This is a genomic window from Phenylobacterium sp., from assembly GCF_004297125.1.
In the GTDB taxonomy this organism is placed as follows: domain Bacteria; phylum Pseudomonadota; class Alphaproteobacteria; order Caulobacterales; family Caulobacteraceae; genus Phenylobacterium.
In genome coordinates this window covers 61,903-77,441 of record NZ_SCVD01000019.1, presented here as the reverse complement: position 1 = coordinate 77,441, position 15,539 = coordinate 61,903, and the positions used below count along the sequence as shown (strand labels likewise).

Sequence of the window (15,539 nt, the reverse complement as noted above, 5' to 3'; positions counted from 1 at the left end):
GTTTCCTCACCGACCTGACGCGAGGCTCCGGCCCCGTGTCGCCCTTCCCGGGCGCAGGCGATGAGCCGCGAGGGGCCGGTCTCGGTCTCGCGCTTCACGGATCCGTTGGTGACCTCGCCGGCGGACCCCGCGCGGCATCCGAGCCAGGCCACCGCGTACTGGCTGCGCCGCGACATCATCCGCGGCGTCTTCCAGCCCCGCGACCGGCTGAAGGTGGAGCCGCTTTCGCAGTTCTACGGCGTCGGCCAGAGCCCCGTGCGCGAGGCGATCCTGATGCTGAGCACCAGCGGCCTGCTCGCCCATGAGCACCTCAAGGGTTACCGCGTCGCCGACGTGTCGCTGGCGGACTACCGCGACCTGCTCGACATCTATCAACGCATCTACCGCCTGGCCCTGAACATGGCCTTCGAGCGCGGCGACGACGCCTGGGAGGAGCAGGTCGTGGTGCAGCTCCACCGGTCGCTGCGGGTCCACAAGGTGCTGCCGGACGGCGACCCCGAGCGCCGGGAGATGTGGCAGATGGCCTATATCGGCCTGCACCGCGCGCTGCTCGACGGCTGTGGCTCACCGATCCTGCTGGACCAGTTCTCCGCGCTGGGCGGACGGTTGGAGCGCTACGTGAACCTGTTCGGCGACCTGGAAAGCGACCGCGACCGCGACCACCACGCCGAGCACCGCGCGATCGTGGACGCGCTGATGGACCGTAACGCCAAGCGGCTGCATGCGCTGGTCGACCGCTTCTTCGTGACCACCCAGCCGGTCCACGACTCGATCAAGGCCGCGCTCCGCGACCTGGAAACAAAGGACGGCGCATGAGCTATCTCTTCACGCCGCCAGCGGGGCATCGCCTCTCGATCGCGCGCAAGGCCTCGTTCACGGTCGGCGACTACGCCTGCAACCTCTATTGGCAGAGCGTCTCGATCTACCTGCTGTTCTTCTACACCGACGTGGTGGGGCTCTCGGCCGGCACGGCGGGGCTGATCTACATGATCGCCTCGATCTTCGACGCCTCGATCGATCCGGCGATGGGCGCCATCGCCGACAAGACGCGGACGAAGCATGGCCGCTACCGGCCCTACCTGCTGTGGGGCGCGGTCCCGCTCGGCTTCGCCTTCGTGCTGCTCTACTACCGGCCGCCGTTCGAGGGCCTGGGCTTGGCGGCCTGGATGCTGGCGGCGCACCTGATCTTCCGGGTGGCCTATACGGCGCTGTCGATCCCCTACACCTCGCTGAACGCGCGCATCACCGACAGCTCGGCAGAGCGTTCGACCCTGGCCGGCTTCCGGATGATCTTCGCCACGCTCGCCGGCCTCACCATCGCCTCCACCACCCAGCCCCTGGCCGCCAGCCTGGGCGGCGGTGACGTGGGCAAGGGCTTCACCCTGGCCGCCGTGGCCTATGCCCTCATCGCCACGGCCATCTTCCCCTTCGTCTACGCCACGACCCGCGAGCCGCAGGACACGCCCGGCGAGGCCGCGCCGGTGATCTCGATGTCCCAGTACTGGGCCGCCGTGCGCGGCAACCGCGCCTTCTGGGCGGTGATGGCCGGGATCGCGGCGGCGGTGATCTGCACCACGGCGCTCGGCAAGTCGGTGCTCTACTATTTCAAGTACTACCTGCACGACGAAGCGGCGGCGCGCACGGCGCTGTCACTCAACGCGGCGGTTGGCCTCGTCGTCATCCCGGCCTGGATCTACGTCACCAAGAAGATCGGCAAGCGCGCGGCCTGGTTCACCGGCGTGGCCTGGGGGCTGGTCTGCCTGACCGGCTTCGCGCTGGTCGATGTCCGCGACCCGGGGCTGATGATGGTCTTCCTGGTGATGATGCAGGTCTGCGGCCTGGGCCTGGCGCTGACCTTCTGGTCCATGCTGCCCGACACCGTCGAGTACGGCGAGTGGCGCACGGGTCTCAGGGCCGAGTCCTTCATCTTCGGCCTCGGCCAGTTCTTCCTGAAGGCGGCCCTGGGCCTGGGCGCCGGAATCTTCGGATGGAGCCTGGACCTCGTGGGCTTCCATCCGAACGTCGCCCAGACGCCCGAGACGCTGCAGGGCATGAAGACCATCATGGTCGCCCTGCCCCTCTCCGGCCTCGTGCTCGGCGGCCTCGCGATGCTGATTTACCCGATGAAGAAGGGCGTCCACGAGGACATCGTGGAACAGCTCGCCGCGCGCCGGGCCGTGCCGCCCGAGGCGGTCGCCGAACTGCCCTAGCTAGGCCGCCACCGGCGTCGTGACCTCGGCCCAGATCCCGCGGGCCATGTCCTTCAGCATCAGCGCCTCGGCCCAGCGGTCGCTGAGTTCGCGACCGTCGAGGTCGGTGATCGCATAGTGGGGCGGCCCCAGCTCGGGCATGAAGGTCAGGTCGGCGTCCGGGCCCGAGCGGGCGATCCAGCTTTCGAAGCCCTCGCGCCACCATGCCCTCATCTGGTCGACCCAGCCCTGGTGCTGCGGCGCCCGGATCGACACTTGGATCTGGTGCGAGCCCGGGACCCGGCCGTGGAAGGCCCAGCAGTTGCGGATGATCTTCGACATCCGCGCCAGGTCGGCCGCGGGCACGGGCAAGGGCATCTCGTGCGCCAGCGGATAGTGCGACAGGTCGCCGGTGAGCCGCAGGTCGGGCAGTTCGTCCAGGATGCGACAGGTGAACAGGGCGTCGTTGGTCAGCCGCCCCCGGTGGGTCTCGTAATTCACCGGGATCGACGCGCGCGCGGCCTCGGCCCCGAACTCGGCCAGCAGCGCCACGGCGTCCGACACCCGGTCGGGCCTGGTCATGATCTGGATGTTCAGGTGGTGCGCCCCCAGCTCCTGGGCGCGGTCGATCCAGCGGGCCAGGTCGGCGCGGTCGAAGACGAAGCCGATGGCCTCGAATGACTTCCCATGGGCTTGCACGGCGCGCGCCACGGCCTCGGCGCGATCGGCGCGCATCAGACTCACGCCCACGCCGTCGAAGCCCTCGGCGAAGATCCTCGCCAGCACGCCGTCCATGTCGGCCTCCATGTCGAAGCCGGGCAGGTTCTCCATGCCCCAGAGGGCCTGGTAGACGAGAAGGCGGCGCATGGCGGTCTCCGTGTCACGTCAGGTTTTCCGCGCCGCCAGCTCGCCCACGATCCGGTCGTGGACGCCCTTGCGCAGCGGGTAGAACAGCATGGCCAGCGCCGAGCCGCCGAGGCCGATGACCGGGAAGCCGACCACCACCATCCGCAGGCCTTGCAGGGTCTCAGGGCTCTGCGGCTGGTTGGCGACGTAGCCGATCAGGTCCAGCGCCAGGCCGAAGACCCCCGCGGCCAGGCCCAGGGCCACCTTCTGGAAGAACATGCCCAGGCCGAAGATGAAGGACTCCGGCCGCACGCCCGAGCGCCATTCGCCGTACTCCACCGTGTCCGGCATCATCGACCAGTAGGTCGTGGCGACGCCCAGCGAAGCCACGTGCATGAACATGTAGAAGAACGTCACGGCCAGCGCGGTCTGGACGTCGGTGAAGAGCAGGAAGGCCGCTCCGGACAGGCCCCACGCCGCGGCCGTCAGCCAGGCGGCCTGCTTGCCGATGAAGCGGGTGACAATGACCCAGGTGGGGATGATCGCCACGCCCAGGGCGGCCTTGATCGAGAGCGCGTAGCGCGCCGCGCCTTCGTCTCCGGCGATGTATTTCATGTAGTAGAGCAGCGACTTGCCCAGCGCCGTGGACGACATGGCGCCCAGGCTGATCCCGACCATCAGCACCCAGAAGGCGCGGTTCCTCGCCATCGCCCGCCAATGGTCGCCGAGCTTCAGGTGGACCACCTCGCCCGGGGGCTCGGGCGGCTCGCGGGTGGCCAGGAACACCAGGGGGAAGATGCCCGTGGCGATCAGGCCGAAGACCACGGCGGCATAGAAGAAGCCCTTGGCCTGATCGCCGCCGCCGAACTCGGCCACCATCGGCTGGGTGAGGTACGAGACGGTCATGGCCGCCAGGGTCGCGGCCACCATGCGGAAACCGGCCAGCGACGAGCGCTCCTCGGAGCTCGAGGTCATCCGCGCGGTGAGCGAGCTGTAGGGCACCGAGACCGCTGTGTAGGCGATGCGGAACACGAGGTGGGCGGCGGTGACCACCGCGACCAGGCCGAAGCCATCGGCGGCCGGCGCCCAGTAGAGGCCGGCGAACGACAGGCCCAGCGGCACGCAGCCCAGCAGGATGTAGGGCCGGTAGCGACCCCACCTGGTGCGCGTGCGGTCGGCGACCGCGCCCATGATCGGGTCCGAGATCCCGTCGAAGATCGAGGCGACCATGTAGATCGCGCCCGCTGTCCCTCCCGAGAGGCCCAGGGCGTCAGTGTAGTGGAACATCAGGAAGAGCGAGACGCTCTGCCAATAGAGGTTGCAGGCGTAGTCGCCGAGCGAGAATCCGGCCTTGCGCGCGAAGCTGAGCTGGAACCCTGCCCTGGGCTTGAACATCGACTCCCCCTCGCGACCGGTCTGCGCCGGGCTGTCGCTGACTATGGCCGGGGCCGCCGCAGCTCTCAATCGGAAACATCTAGGATTATCGTCAATTCGCCATTTTAGATTGATTTTAAAACAACGGGCTCGATACCATCGGACAAGCACAATGGGAGGTCCGCACATGATCACGCCGGCGCAACGCGAGGCCTGGGACCGGGAGGGCTACTTCTTCCTGAGAAGCGCGATCGACCCCGCCTTCGCGGCGGCGGTCGAGGACGAGGTGGTCGGCCGCATCCGCGCCGATCCGCCCGCGGCGCACCCGGGGGAGCAGACCTACTCGTCCGGCGACAACTACCTGATCTATCCCGAGACCGAGCCGTCCCCGGGCGCCGCGAACCCCGAGGATCTGGTCTCCAAGGTGTTCAACTGCCACGCCGAGGGGCTGTCGCGCCAGCTGGCTGAGCGTCGGGAGATCGTGGACGTCGTCGCGGGCCTGATCGGCCCCGACGTCGACTGCTTCCAGAGCCAGTTCATCTTCAAGAACCCCGGCGTCATCGGCCAGCCGTGGCATCAGGACAGCTACTACTTCAAGTTCGACAAGCAGCCGCAGGTGGGGGTCTGGGTGGCGCTCAGCCGGGCGACGCTGGAGAACGGCTGCCTCTGGGTGGCGCCCGGCAGTCACCGGTCGGGCGAGATCTTCGAGCATGTCCCCGACCGGCGGCCGGCCGCCAACCGAGGCTACCAGGAGATCGTGAGCCAGGACACCACGGCGAAGGTCTCGGCGCTGATGGAGCCCGGCGACGTGCTGATCTTCCATAGCTACCTGATGCACATGTCGACCGACAACGTGGCCGACTACCGGCGCTCGGCGATGGTCTACCACTACGGCCGCGTGGGCACCCAGGCGTCCACCCCCGAAAGCGCGTTCGTCCTCTCTCGCGTCAACCGCTGGATCCCGGTCCGGCGAGCGGAGTGACTCGCTCCATCACAGATTCGATCTAATATGCTATTTAGATCTAAAATCGATTGACGCGACGTTTTCGATGGAATTATGGTGACGTCAAGATCGACGAGTAGGTAAGCCATGCAGACGTTCGCCGCCCCGCGCCTTCACCCGCTGAACCAGGACTTCGTCTGGAAAGACGCTCCCCGCACGGGAATGCGCGCGCTGAGTCCCGAACAGGTCGATCAGTTCAACGCCGATGGGTTCTTCATCTATCGCGGCGCCTTCACGCCGGCGGAGATCGCCGCGGTCACCGCCGCCATCGACCCCCTGGAGAAGGCGCACGAGGACTTCGTGCGCGACGAGCAGGGCGGCCGCTTCCGGCTGACGGAGACGGGCACGATCACCTTCACCGCCCACATCGTCGGCAAGTCGCCGGTGCTGCAGGACTTCGCGCGCCATCCGGCGATCCAGGGCGTCTGCCACGACCTGATTGGCCCGGACGTGCGCCTTTACTGGGACCAGTCGGTCTACAAGAAGACCGAAAAGGTTCAGGAATTCCCGTGGCACCAGGATAACGGCTACACCTACATCGAGCCGCAGCAGTACCTCACTCTGTGGATCCCGCTGGTGGACGTGGACGAGGACAACGGCTGCGCCTGGATCGCGCCGAAGCTCCACCGCCAGGGCACCTTCGAGCATTGGCTGACCCCGATCGGCAAGGTGTGCCTCGACGATGTCGAGGGCGCCGTGTCCGCCCCGGCCAAGGCGGGCGACATCGTGGTCTTCTCGTCCCTCGCGCCGCACCGGACGGGTCCGAACCTGAAGCAGGACACCGTTCGCAAGGCCTACATCCTGCAGTATGCGCCCGACGGCGCGAAGACGACCCTGCCCGATGGCCAGGTGATCGAGCAGAACGATCCCGTCCGCCAGTTCAAGATCCTGGAGAACGGCCGCTAGGGAGGCGTCGCCCATGACCCCGCAGCAGCTCGCGGACCTCGCCGAACGCTACCGACGCGACGGCTTCGTCCACGCCGAAGGCCTGATCCCGGCGGCGGACCTCGAGGCGCTGACCCCCGCGGTCGACGAAGCGGTGGCCAAACGCAAGGCGCACGACACGCGCACACTGGACGAGAAGACGCCGTACGAGCAGTCGTTCATCCAGTGCCAGTACCTGTGGGAGGACTTTCCCGGCGTGCGCGGCCTGACGTTCCACCAGAAGCTGGGCGAGGCGCTTGGCGCGCTGCTGGGCGCCGAGAAGGTCCGCCTCTGGCATGATCAGGCGCTCTACAAGGAGCCCGGCGGCCGCGAGACGGAGGCGCATCAGGACCACGCCTACTGGCCGATCGCCGAGGACGACACCATCACCGCCTGGATTCCGCTGGTCCCGGTCGACGATGTCACCGGCTGCATGGGCTACGTCCCCGGTTCGCACCGCGCCGAGCTGGAGTTCGTGGACATCTTCCGGAGCCCCGGCGCCGGCCTGGAGCTGATGGACCGCCAGACACGGGCGGCGGTGTTCGTCCCCGCCAGGCCCGGCGACGTGCTGTTCCACTCGGGCCGCACCGTCCACATGGCCAAGCCGAACAACTCCGGCCACATGCGCCGCGTCTACACCGCCATTTACTTCAAGGACGGCTGCACGCGCGCCGGAGACCGCACCCACCCGTCGGTCGATCGCGACCGCATCCCCCTGGGCGGAAGGATCGGCGGGGCGGCGACTCCGGTGGTCTGGCCCCTGGAAGACGGCCGCTTCCCCGAGCCGGCGCCGTGGCCGGAGAGCACCGACGAGAAGTTCCTGCGCAGCCGCCGCATGGGCGTGATCCCGGGCGCCTGAGCCCTAGAACCGCACGTCCAGTCCCACGCCCACCACCCGCTGCGCCTCGTACAGCGGCGTCTGTGACGTGGACCCCACGCCGCCGGTGGGCGTCGCCAGGATGTTCAGCACATAGTGCTCGTCGAAGAGGTTGCGCGCATAGAGCGACACGCGCCAGCGCCCCTCGGCCTCGCCGATCCCCACTGTGGCGTTCACCAGGGTCACGTTGTCCTGGAAGGTGAAGGGCGCGCTGGGATAGGCCACGTTGGCCTTGGAGCGGTGGCTGAGGCCCACGTCCAGCGAGCCGCTCAGGCCCGAGCCCGGCAGCTCGCGCTCGTAGTGGGCGTTGGCGCTGACCGTCCAGTGCGGGAGACGCGGCAGGGCGCCGCCGCTGATGTCCTGGGTGGCCGGGGTTCCCGCACATCCCTGGGCCGCCGTCTGGCCGGCGTAGCAGGCGGCGTTGTTGAACCTCTGCCACTCCCCATCGATCGCCGCGGCGCTGGCCATCAGGGTCAGGTCGTGGTCGGCGAACGGCCGCCAGGTGGCGTCCACCTCGACGCCCCGGGAGCGGACCTTCGCGGCGTTGGTCAGGAAGTAGGCGTTGAGCTCCGGGTCGCGCGCCGAGACCTGATAGTCCTTCACCGTGGTGTGGAAGAGGGTCGCGTTCACGGTGGCGCGGACGGACGGCCAGCTGGTGCGCACGCCCAGTTCGAAGTTGGTGGGGATCTCGGGCTCGACCTCGACGACCGTCACCGAAAGCCCGTCGAAGCCGCCGGCCTTGTAGCCGCGCGTCACGGTGGCGAAGGTCATGATGTCGTCGGTGACGTCGTATTGCAGGCCCAGGCGCCAGACGAAGCCGTTCTCCTTGCGCGTGCCCGAGAACGGCTGCTGGACGCCGGAGCGCGCGTCGCGGCGGATGCGATCATACTCGAGCCGCTCCTTTAGGTAGCGCGCGCCGACGATGCCGCGCAGGTCCTTGGTGAAGTTGATATTGCCTTGCCCGAAGGCCGCGACGTTGCGGTTGTCGGCGTACTTGTAGGTCTCGACGCTGCCGAAGGCGGCGGTCGAGAGCGGCTGATACTGGAAGCTGGCCGAGTTGACGTTCGAGTTGAAGAAATAGAGCCCGGCGACGTACTCGAAGAACTGCCCGGCCGGCGAGGTGAGGCGCAGCTCCTGCGTCCACTGCGCCTGCTTGAAGGCCGCGAAGTTTATGTCGAAGCGGTTCGCCGGACTGTTGTCGGTGTCGAGCCCGTCCTTGGTCTCCCAGAAGCGATACGAGGTGATCGACGTCAGCACGTGGTCGCCGATGTCGTAGTTGGCCTCCACCGACAGGCCGACGTTCGAGAGGTCGGTGAAGACCCCGCCGTTGATGTTCTGTTCGAGGTTCCTCGGGCCGGGCACGATCCCGGCCGTAGCGCTCTCGATCTCGCCGGGCGAGCGCGTGGGCGCGAAGCGGCGGAGCGTCCAGACGCAGCAGTGGGCGTCGCGCCGGTAGTAGTCGGCGATGGCGGTCACATCGAGCTTGTCGTTCGGCTCCCACAGCAGCTTGCCGCGCACGCCCCGATCGTTACGGTCGTTGAGCTTGCGGCCGTCGAAGACGTTGTCGACGATGCCGTCGCGCTTGTTCATCCGGCCCGACAGGCTGAACTTCAGGGTGTCGGTGATCGGGCCCGACACATAGGCGCTGAGCTTGCGCTCGTCGTCCGGCCAGGCCCAGGTCAGGGAAGCCGTGCCAGTGAGCGTGTCGGAAGGCCGCCTGGTGACGATGTTGATCGCCCCGGCCGAGGCGTTCTTGCCGAACAACGTGCCCTGCGGCCCGCGCAGCACCTCGATCCGTTCGATGTCCGGAAGGTCCATGGCCGTGGCCCCGGCCTGGCCGTAGACCACGCCGTCGACGATGTAGGCCGTGGAACTCTCGATCGTCTCCGTCGAGAAGGTCGTCGTGCCGATGCCGCGGATGAAGAAGCCGTAGGACCGCGGCCCAGAGCTGCTGTTCAGGGTCAGACCCGGCACCAGATACTGGAGGTCCGAACTCTCGTTCAACTTCAGGCGCTGCAGGGTGTCGCCGCCCACCACGGCCACCGAGATCGGCACGTCCTGTAGGCGCTCCTCGCGCTTCTGCGCGGTCACGGTCAGTTCCTCGACCTCGGAGACTGCGCGGGCCTGCGCGTGCGCCGCGCCCGCCGCTGCCATGAGCGCGGCCGTCGCGGCCCCCGCGATCAGGCGATGCATACATGGATCGGAGCGACCATTCGGCGTGGACATGCATTTCCCCCTGCGACGCTCTTTGGGCGTGTCGCTGATAATTTATCTAATTGTTGCCTATTGCCGATTATTGTCAATCATTCGCATTCCTGAGCTAAATTGAATTGATATACGGCTTCGCCGCACCGCTGAGTCCCATCGCGGGCCGACGCGACCGCGTTTCGGCTATGGCCTTATGGCGGCGCGGCCCTCAGCTTCCGGCGCGCCGGAGCGCACAACCTTGTGGGTGGACGAGCATGACCGAGACGTATCTGGATCCCGCGGCCCCCCTGGACGACCGCGTCGCCGACCTGCTGTCCCGGATGACGCTGGACGAGAAGGTGCTGCTGCTGGCGGGCGCCAGCTCGTTCAACCTCCACCCCATCGAGCGCCTCGGCGTGCCCTCGCTGCAGATGACCGACGGCCCCACGGGCGTGCGGTCGATCAAGGGGACGCCGGCGACGGTCTTCCCCGTGGGCGTCGCCATCGCGGCCACCTGGAATCCGGAGACCGCCGGGAAGGTGGCCGCCGCCATCGCCCGCGAGGCCCAGGCCCTCGGCGACCACGTGGTTCTGGCGCCGACCATCAACATCATGCGCATCCCGACCTGGGGCCGGAACTTCGAGACCTATTCCGAGGACCCGTACCTGGCCGGGATCATGGGAACCGCCTACGTCCGCGGCCTGCAGGACGAGGGCGTCGGCGCCTCGCTCAAGCACTACGCCGCCAACAACCAGGAGCTCGAACGCTTCGTCGTGGACGCCCGCATCGACGAGCGGACCCTGCGCGAGATCTACCTGGCCGCCTTCGAACGGGTGGTCCGGGACGCCGACCCGTGGACGGTCATGGCCTCGTACAACAAGATCAACGGGACCTACGCCTCCGAGCACCGCCGCCTGCTCACCGGCATCCTGAAGGATGAGTGGGGCTACGAGGGCGTGGTGGTCTCCGACTGGGGCGCCGTGCACTCGACCGCGCCGACCGCCAATGCGGGCCTGGACCTGGAGATGCCGGGGCCGGCCCGCTTCCTGGGCGACAAGCTGCTGGCGGCGGTGAAGGCGGGCGAGGTCCCCGAGGCCCAGGTCCACGACAACGCCCGCCGCGTCGTGCGCCTGATCCTCCGCGCCGGATTGATGGACGGGACGCCCCGTCCGGCCGGCGAGCTGCGCACCGCCCGGCACAGGACCGTGGCGTTGGACGCCGCCTGCGAGGCCATGACGCTCCTAAAGAACGACGGCGGCCTGCTGCCGCTCGATCCGAGGCTGAAGACCGTCGCCCTGATCGGCCCCAACGCCCATCGCTGCCTCCTGCAGGGCGGCGGCAGCTCGCGGGTGGTGACCGACCGGGTGAAGACCACGCTGGAGGGCCTGCGCGACCACCTGGGGCCGGGCGTGGAGATCCTGACCGCCCGCGGTGTCGACAACGATCCCTATCCGCCGACGCCGGACGCCTGGCTGTTCAGCCCCACCGAGGCGCGGGACGCTGAGGGGCTCCGGGCCGAGTACTTCGACAGCTTCGACTGCTCGGGCCAGCCCAACCACGCCAACCTCGAGCGCGGGATGGTGCGGCGGGTCAGCCCCAACATCGCCAGCGCCACGCGTCCGCCCTACGGCTCGTTCCGCTGGAGCGGCTGGTTCTGGCCGGAGGAGAGCGGCCTCCACGAGTTCGGCCTGCGGGCCACGGGCGACGCGCGGTTCACCCTGGACGGCAAGCCTTTCATCGACGCCGACACGCCTTCGAATGACGACTCCTTCGACGTGGTCGGCCGCACTGTGCCGCGGCGGCTGGCGAGCGCCGAGCTGGAGGCCGGCCGCGGCTACCGCATCCAGATCGACTATGTCCCGCTGCAGAAGGGGCACGAATACATCGGCCTCGGCGTACGCCCGCCGGTGGAGCCGATGGACCGCGCCATCGACGCGGCGAGGGCCGCCGACGCGGTGATCCTGGTGCTGGGCTCAGCGGTGATCACCGAGGCCGAGGGCTACGACCGCGCCGACATGGACCTGCCGGGCGCCCAGAACGAGCTGGCCCGCGCCGTGCTGGCGGCCAACCCGCGGACCGTTGTGGTGATGAACACCGGCTCGCCCTTCGAGCTGCCCTGGCTCGACCAGGCGCCGGCCGTGATGCAGATGTGGCTGCCGGGCGAGACCGGCCCCGACGCGCTGGCCGCCGTCCTGTTCGGCGCGCGCGATCCGGGCGGACGGCTGCCGATCAGCTATCCGAAGGCGTTCGGCGACCACCCGTCCCATGCGGCCAGCCCCGACCCAGCGGTCTGCGACTACGCCGAGGGCTTGGGTGTCGGCTATCGCGGATTCGACACGAGCGGCGTGGCGCCCCTGTTTCCGTTCGGGCACGGCCTGTCCTACGCCACGTTCGAGCACCGCGACCTGAAGGCGCCGGCGACCGCGGGGCCCGGCGAGCGGGTGCGGGTGGAGGTGACCGTCGCCAACACCGGCGCGCGGACCGGCTACGAGGTCGTGCAGCTCTACGTCGCGCCGAGGACCCCGCGCCTGCCGCGGCCGCCCAAGGAGCTGAAGGCTTTCGCCAAGGTCGAGCTGGCCGCGGGCGAGAGTCGCACCGTGGTCCTGGAGCTGGAGGCGGGCGCCTTCGCCGCGTGGGACCTGGAGGCCAAGGGCTGGGTGGTCGACCCCGGCGACTACGCGCTCCTGGTGGGCCGCTCAGCGGGCGACATCCGGCTGACTGCGCCGATTCGGCTCGGCTGATCTCGATCGGATCCATTTTCAGGCCCTGGGCGGCCCTTCATGGAACCGCACGCGAGCGTGTGTCGCCGCCGCCTTTCAAGCGTCGCCGATAGACTTTAGGCTTCACGATGCCGGATTCGAGAAAACAGCGTCACATGCCCACATCCCTGCCCTCCGTCGCCACCTTCCACGCCCCGGAGCTCGACGCGCTCAGCCCGGAGCTGGCGGGTCCGACGGACAAGGCTGCGTTCTGGTTGCAGCGGGACATCGTGCGCGGCGTTTTCCAGCCCTACGAGCGGCTGAAGGTCGAGCAGCTCACCAAGTTCTACAAGCTGGGCCACAGCCCGATCCGCGAGGCGATCCTGCTGCTCTCGTCCACGGGACTGGTCGTACACGAGCACCAGAAAGGCTACCGCGTGGCCCCCGTCTCGGTGGCCGACTACCTCGACGTCCTCGACGCCTACCAGGCGATCTACCACCTGGTGCTGTCCAAGTCGGTGGAGCGGGGCGACGAGGCCTGGGAGGAGCGCGTCGTGGTGGTGCTCCACCGCACCATGAAGGTCCGCAAGGTGATGCCGGACGGCGATCCCCTGGCGCGCGAGCTTTGGCAGCGGGCCTACAAGGCCCTGCACCGCGAGCTGCTGTCGGGCAGCGGCTCGCCCGTGCTGCAGCGGATCTATTCCAACCTGGGCGACCGGGCCGAGCGCTACCTCAACCTCTATGCCGACTTCGAGGCCGACCGCGAGCGGGACCACCACGCCGAACACCGCGAGATCGTCGACGCCCTCATCGCCAGAGATGGAGACCGCCTCCACCGCCTGATCGGCACCTTCTTCGCCGGCGCCCAGCCGATGCGCGACATCGTGGTCCAGCGGCTGGAGGCGATCGAGGCCCAGAACGGCCTCCGGCGGCGGCGCGCGGCGCCGGCGAGGCCTGCGGTTCCGAAGCCGGCCGTGAAAAAGGCCAAGGGCCGCAAGCGCGCCTAGAGCCGTTCGCGCGCGGCCTGTCCCGCCGGGACGATCCGCACGCCAGCGTCCAGCAGCCGGTCGAGCTGGCGTTCCAGCGTCGGCCCGGGAACCGGCCCCCAGCCCTCGCTGTCGAGGCCGTGCAGCACCAGCACCAGCCAGCCAGCCTCCGCGTCGAGGAAGCGGTCCAGGCGCGCCGTCATCAGGTCGCCGGCCGGATCGCCGAAGGTGATGCAGTCCACGTCGCCGCCCAGGTCCCGACGGCCCGGCGGGTTGAGGCCCGCGCGCCCCACCGCGCGGCGGACGCCCAGGGTGCGCTCCCCGAGATGCCGGATCACCGGCGCCGGGGCGGCGAGGTAGGCCAGGTGGAACAGCTGATCGCCCGGATCGAACCCCGGCAGCTCGGCGGCGAAGGTGTCCAGCGTGCGGTCCAGGCCGGCGCAGGCCGCGGCCGTGTCGAGGTCGCCCAGGCGCTCGTGGGCCCAGCCGTGCGGCGCGACCTCGTGGCCGGCCGCGGCCGCCTCGCGCCAATAGGCCCAGTCGGCGATGGGCGCCGCGCGAATGAAGGGGTCCTCCGCCAGGTCCGGCCGGGCCAGGACGCAGAAGCTGGTCCCCAGGCCACGGTCGTCGAAAAGGGCCCGGACCTTGTCCGCTGTTGCGCGGAAGCCGTCGTCGAAGCAGAAGCTGACCGTCCGGGTCACACCAGCCGCTCGTAGAAGTTCCGCGTCCAGACGTGCTCGCGGCGGATGGCCGCGACGGCCTCGTCCGGCAGCGGGCCCTTGGCGAGCGCCGCGGCGGCGACCTCGACGAAGCGCGCCTCCTGCAGGCCGAGCGTGAGGGTCGAGACGCCCGGCAGGGAGGCGGTGAAGCGCAGCGCCAGCTCGGGCAGCGACGCGGCGACCTGCGGCACGAACCGCGCCTCCAGCTCGGCCAGGCGGGCGGCATAGTCGGCGTAGGAGGCGTGCTTCAGGAAACTTCGGCCCGCGAAATCCGCCTCCCCCAGGGTTCCCGTGAGGCCGCCCGAGTCCAGCACGCAGCGGGCGATGACGCCCAGGCCGCGGTCGCGGGCCAGGGGCAGCAGGGCGTTCGCCGGGCGGGACTCGAACAGATGGACGATGGCCTGCACGCCGTCGACGAGGCCGCGGCTCACCAGCTCCAGGGCGGCGTCGTGCTCATGGTCCTGCACGCTGACGGCGATGAACCGCAGCTTCCCTTCGTCGCGCAGCGTGTGCAGCGTCTCAAGCCAGCCGAGCTCGTGCGTCCAGCCGTAGTGCCACTGGTGCAGATGGACGATATCCAGCGTCTCACGCCGCAGCGTTTTCAAACTGGTCTCGACCGACTCCCGGATCGCCTCCGCCGGATAGGCCTCGGCTGCCGGGCAGGCGAACCGGTAGGCCTCGCGCGAGCGCGAGCGGACCTTGGTGGAGACCAGCGGCGGCGGCCCGCTCCACGCGGCCAGCGTCGCGGCGACCAGCTCCTCGGAGTTTCCATAGACCCGGGCCGTGTCGACCAGGTTCACCCCCGCCTCCAACGCGGCCAGCAGCGACGGCGCGACCTTGTCCCTCAGCCCCGGGTCGAATGCGATGGTCATCGCGCCGTAGGTGAGGACGCTGACCTCGAGGCCGGTCGAGCCATAAGAGCGACGATTCATGACGCCGGTCTAAGTTTTCGATTGAAAATCGTCCAGTGCAGAATATTCGATTATATTGCGAGACATAGCCGGATATCAGGACAACAGGGCCAACAAGGCACGTAGACGCGGCTCGAGCGCCGTCGCTGCGGGTGCGGCCTTGAGCCAGGCGTCCGCCGCCGCGATCTCGTGCTGCGCCGCCGGCGGCCAGCCTTCGGCGCGCCTCAACTCCGAGACCACGGCCTGCGCGCGGCGCCGCGGGTCGGGCGCCGATCCGAAGGTGCGGACGAGCTTCCGCGCTTCCACCAGGGCTTGCTGTCGGCTGCCGGACATCTGGACTTTCGGGGCAAACGCGGCCGCGCCGCATCGGCCCCCGTATCGGTCACGCCGCGCCCGCGCACAAGGGTCGCCAGCCTCGGCGCCGCGGGATTGAGCTCGCCGGTCGCCCGACACTCGCAGCCTGCGCCGGGCCGTGCGGAATAGCGCCGCCGCCATTGCATTGCGGGCGGGAAACCTCCTAGGTCGCGGGCTTGCGGCGCGGCCACTCCCGGGCGCGTCCGTTGACAATGCAGGAGCCAGGGCGTGATCGAGACCGGAGATCACCTCCGACAAGCCCGCGAGGCCATGGGCTGGACGCCGGCCGACCTGGCCCGCGCGCTGCGGTTCGCCGCGAACCACGGGGGAAGCCGCATCCTCGAGATGGAGGCGGGCAAGCGTCCGCTCACCGGTCCCGTCACCGTCGCCGTCGAAGCCCTGCTGCGCGGCTTCCTGCCGGATGGCTTCGATCCGCCACCGCCGCCCGCCGACAGGCGGTGACGCGCCTT

The 15,539-nt window shown here is 69.2% G+C and carries 14 protein-coding genes; 8 read left to right on the top strand and 6 right to left on the bottom strand.

The window, feature by feature from the left end:
- Positions 1-60 precede the first annotated feature (60 nt).
- Together EPO51_RS08675 and EPO51_RS08670 are read left to right on the top strand one after the other, a co-directional pair.
- Complete coding sequence (locus EPO51_RS08675) at positions 61-816, top strand: GntR family transcriptional regulator (protein WP_293348808.1); 756 nt, start codon at positions 61-63, stop codon at positions 814-816.
- Complete coding sequence (locus tag EPO51_RS08670) at positions 813-2,210, top strand: MFS transporter (RefSeq protein WP_293348805.1); 1,398 nt, start codon at positions 813-815, stop codon at positions 2,208-2,210. Before EPO51_RS08675 ends, EPO51_RS08670 begins: the two co-directional genes overlap by 4 nt.
- Here the strand turns inward: EPO51_RS08670 and EPO51_RS08665 are convergent, their stop codons facing one another.
- Both EPO51_RS08665 and EPO51_RS08660 read right to left on the bottom strand, forming a co-directional pair.
- Positions 2,211-3,056, bottom strand: coding sequence for a sugar phosphate isomerase/epimerase family protein (locus tag EPO51_RS08665; RefSeq protein ID WP_293348802.1), 846 nt, complete (start codon positions 3,054-3,056; stop codon positions 2,211-2,213).
- Between the two features lie 18 nt (positions 3,057-3,074).
- Positions 3,075-4,430, bottom strand: coding sequence for an MFS transporter (locus EPO51_RS08660; RefSeq protein WP_293348799.1), 1,356 nt, complete (start codon positions 4,428-4,430; stop codon positions 3,075-3,077).
- Positions 4,431-4,596: 166 nt separating this feature from the next.
- Between EPO51_RS08660 and EPO51_RS08655 the strand changes: the two genes are divergently transcribed.
- From EPO51_RS08655 to EPO51_RS08645, 3 genes are all read left to right on the top strand, one after another.
- Positions 4,597-5,391, top strand: coding sequence for a phytanoyl-CoA dioxygenase family protein (locus EPO51_RS08655; RefSeq protein ID WP_293348796.1), 795 nt, complete (start codon positions 4,597-4,599; stop codon positions 5,389-5,391).
- A gap of 108 nt (positions 5,392-5,499) precedes the next feature.
- Positions 5,500-6,318 carry a phytanoyl-CoA dioxygenase family protein gene (locus EPO51_RS08650; RefSeq protein ID WP_293348793.1) on the top strand — a complete coding sequence of 273 codons (819 nt, stop codon included), beginning with the start codon at positions 5,500-5,502 and terminating at the stop codon, positions 6,316-6,318.
- A 13-nt stretch (positions 6,319-6,331) separates the two neighbouring features.
- On the top strand, positions 6,332-7,195 hold the full coding sequence (locus tag EPO51_RS08645; protein WP_293348791.1) for a phytanoyl-CoA dioxygenase family protein: 864 nt from the start codon (positions 6,332-6,334) through the stop codon (positions 7,193-7,195).
- Positions 7,196-7,198: 3 nt separating this feature from the next.
- Here EPO51_RS08645 and EPO51_RS08640 read toward each other — a convergent pair whose 3' ends face one another.
- Positions 7,199-9,406: a TonB-dependent receptor gene (locus EPO51_RS08640; protein WP_293348788.1), complete on the bottom strand. Its 2,208-nt coding sequence runs from the start codon at positions 9,404-9,406 to the stop codon at positions 7,199-7,201.
- Positions 9,407-9,675: 269 nt separating this feature from the next.
- On the opposite strand from EPO51_RS08640, the gene EPO51_RS08635 reads away from it, so the two are divergent.
- Positions 9,676-12,141: a glycoside hydrolase family 3 C-terminal domain-containing protein gene (locus EPO51_RS08635; protein ID WP_293348785.1), complete on the top strand. Its 2,466-nt coding sequence runs from the start codon at positions 9,676-9,678 to the stop codon at positions 12,139-12,141.
- 134 nt (positions 12,142-12,275) lie between these two features.
- Positions 12,276-13,106 (top strand): FCD domain-containing protein, encoded by an 831-nt coding sequence (locus tag EPO51_RS08630; RefSeq protein ID WP_293348782.1) that lies wholly within the window; start codon positions 12,276-12,278, stop codon positions 13,104-13,106.
- Here EPO51_RS08630 and EPO51_RS08625 read toward each other — a convergent pair.
- The 3 genes from EPO51_RS08625 to EPO51_RS08615 all read right to left on the bottom strand — a co-directional run bounded on the left by EPO51_RS08625 (position 13,103) and on the right by EPO51_RS08615 (position 15,048).
- Entirely contained in the window at positions 13,103-13,786 is a 684-nt protein-coding gene (locus EPO51_RS08625) for a polysaccharide deacetylase family protein (protein ID WP_293348779.1), read from the bottom strand. The two genes, EPO51_RS08630 and EPO51_RS08625, sit on opposite strands and share 4 nt — an antisense overlap.
- The gene (locus tag EPO51_RS08620) at positions 13,783-14,736 is read right to left on the bottom strand and encodes an aldo/keto reductase (protein ID WP_293348776.1); all 954 of its coding nucleotides are present in this window, start codon (positions 14,734-14,736) and stop codon (positions 13,783-13,785) included. The genes EPO51_RS08625 and EPO51_RS08620 overlap by 4 nt, the downstream gene beginning before the upstream one ends.
- 75 nt (positions 14,737-14,811) lie before the next feature.
- Positions 14,812-15,048: a hypothetical protein gene (locus EPO51_RS08615; protein ID WP_293348773.1), complete on the bottom strand. Its 237-nt coding sequence runs from the start codon at positions 15,046-15,048 to the stop codon at positions 14,812-14,814.
- Between the two features lie 249 nt (positions 15,049-15,297).
- On the opposite strand from EPO51_RS08615, the gene EPO51_RS08610 reads away from it, so the two are divergent.
- Entirely contained in the window at positions 15,298-15,531 is a 234-nt protein-coding gene (locus tag EPO51_RS08610) for a helix-turn-helix domain-containing protein (RefSeq protein ID WP_293348770.1), read from the top strand.
- Positions 15,532-15,539: the final 8 nt, after the last annotated feature.

What these genes read in the sequence shown, in the direction of transcription:
- EPO51_RS08615 (WP_293348773.1), bottom strand. Translation starts at nt 15,048, where the DNA reads ATGTCCGGCAGCCGACAGCAAGCCCTGGTGGAAGCGCGGAAGCTCGTC.
- EPO51_RS08660 (WP_293348799.1), bottom strand. Translation starts at nt 4,430, where the DNA reads ATGTTCAAGCCCAGGGCAGGGTTCCAGCTCAGCTTCGCGCGCAAGGCC.
- EPO51_RS08650 (WP_293348793.1), top strand. Translation starts at nt 5,500, where the DNA reads ATGCAGACGTTCGCCGCCCCGCGCCTTCACCCGCTGAACCAGGACTTC.
- EPO51_RS08670 (WP_293348805.1), top strand. Translation starts at nt 813, where the DNA reads ATGAGCTATCTCTTCACGCCGCCAGCGGGGCATCGCCTCTCGATCGCG.
- EPO51_RS08640 (WP_293348788.1), bottom strand. Translation starts at nt 9,406, where the DNA reads ATGCATCGCCTGATCGCGGGGGCCGCGACGGCCGCGCTCATGGCAGCG.
- EPO51_RS08665 (WP_293348802.1), bottom strand. Translation starts at nt 3,056, where the DNA reads ATGCGCCGCCTTCTCGTCTACCAGGCCCTCTGGGGCATGGAGAACCTG.
- EPO51_RS08675 (WP_293348808.1), top strand. Translation starts at nt 61, where the DNA reads ATGAGCCGCGAGGGGCCGGTCTCGGTCTCGCGCTTCACGGATCCGTTG.
- EPO51_RS08635 (WP_293348785.1), top strand. Translation starts at nt 9,676, where the DNA reads ATGACCGAGACGTATCTGGATCCCGCGGCCCCCCTGGACGACCGCGTC.
- EPO51_RS08630 (WP_293348782.1), top strand. Translation starts at nt 12,276, where the DNA reads ATGCCCACATCCCTGCCCTCCGTCGCCACCTTCCACGCCCCGGAGCTC.
- EPO51_RS08655 (WP_293348796.1), top strand. Translation starts at nt 4,597, where the DNA reads ATGATCACGCCGGCGCAACGCGAGGCCTGGGACCGGGAGGGCTACTTC.
- EPO51_RS08620 (WP_293348776.1), bottom strand. Translation starts at nt 14,736, where the DNA reads ATGAATCGTCGCTCTTATGGCTCGACCGGCCTCGAGGTCAGCGTCCTC.
- EPO51_RS08645 (WP_293348791.1), top strand. Translation starts at nt 6,332, where the DNA reads ATGACCCCGCAGCAGCTCGCGGACCTCGCCGAACGCTACCGACGCGAC.